Annotated in this window: 1 protein-coding gene; it reads left to right on the top strand. The window is 37.1% G+C overall.

Annotated features, from left to right (window positions below; genetic code table 11):
- Positions 1-458 precede the first annotated feature (458 nt).
- On the top strand, positions 459-1,571 hold a 1,113-nt coding region (locus tag AC1DPQ_RS27215; protein WP_477611485.1), incomplete at its 3' end, for a DNA translocase FtsK 4TM domain-containing protein.

Below are 1,571 nucleotides of genomic sequence, written 5' to 3'. Positions count from 1 at the left end.
CTTCTAGCAGGAAAGATGCTGAAACAAGTTCAGCATGACGATCGTGTTAGGAGAAAGAGGCTAAAAATGGTCGCTACGAATGGAAATTAATCAGGCTGAGGTTATAAGGTTTRTAAATAAAAAAATCCCGTTTAACCTCTCCAGGCAAAACGGGATAAAACCTAAAACAAAATCCGTTTCATTTGACAAAAACGTAACAACTTGTGTGTTGTTAAAATAATAGACGATAATTTCTGTTTAAGGTTTAATGCCCGATGAATATTTTTATTTAATTTAAGGCAGATTATAAAACCAATAGATAGAGGTGCAAATTTAGCGCTTCTTGAAAATAGTGAGTGGTATGATAAAAGCCCTAGCAGCAATGCTTACAATTTGTGATTATTTTTTTTGTTAGGCTTTCGTTAATGCTGCGCAGTTTTATCTAAGTTTGTTCAATATTAAATTATTTAGGATAGAAAATGTCGGTAAGGGGTAACCAGTTTAAAACCAATACATTCAGAGATAAAGGTGCAGAAAATGCGCCTGGCAGATCATCATCAGGTCGGCAGCCGAAAGAAAAAAGAGATTTTTTGCCAAGCTTCGATTTGGCAGATGGCCGTGCAGTTAAAATTGTAGGTCTGTTTTTTGTGATATTGTCGTTATATTTTTTAATTGCTTTTACCTCGTATTTATTTACCTGGCAAGATGACCAGAGTTATGTAATCGATGCAAATGGTGGTTGGGGCAATCTTTTTAAAACAACAGAAGAACTAAAAGAAGCTGGTGTTTCTATACCGGTAGTTCAAAACTGGTTAGGTAAGTTTGGCGCCTTGTTATCGCACCAGTTTATTTACGAATGGTTCGGTATCGCATCTTTCTTGTTTGTTTTGGCCTTTTTTATTATCGGTTACCGTTTATTATTTAAAGTTAAAATCCTTTCTATCTCTAAAACATTAGGTTATAGCTTTTTCTTTTTACTGTTTATATCCCTAACCTTAGGTTTTGCCCATAGTTTCTGGTCAGAATCGCCACATTATTTAGAAGGCGAGTTTGGGTATTGGAGCAATAAATTATTAGGTGCCCAAATTGGCGCAGCCGGGGTGGCGGGACTAATTGCTTTTGCCGGATTAACCATTTTAATCATCGCATATAACATCGATTTTAAATTTCCGGAGCGCAAAGAGAAAGAGGTTTACCTGGACAACGAAACGCCAGATTATGTAAATGATATTAGAGAGCAGGCAGTAAGGAACAAAACTTTCGAAGAACCTTCGGCGCCTATTGAATTTCCGGTACGAGATAAGCCAGTAAGTAACGAACGTAAGCCACAAAACGTGGTATTACAGCCAAGCCGTTTCGAAGAAAAAGAAGAGGAAGAAACTGTAGCACCTGTTGTATTATCTCCGTTGGCTACCAATTTGCCTCTTGCTACTGCTGCGGCAACAACACTTCCGTTAACGGTAGAACCACCAATTGAAGCCGAAAAGGAACCTGCTTTTACGATCGAAAAAACTGAAGAAGAAAAAAAATCGGATGATTTGGTTGAACAGTTTGGGAATTATGATGAAAAATTAGATTTATCTGGTTATAAG

This window comes from Pedobacter sp. 01T416_2 (genome assembly GCF_056398925.1).
The sequence above is the reverse complement of the archived record's forward strand: the minus strand, read 5'-3'. Positions and strand labels throughout refer to the sequence as shown.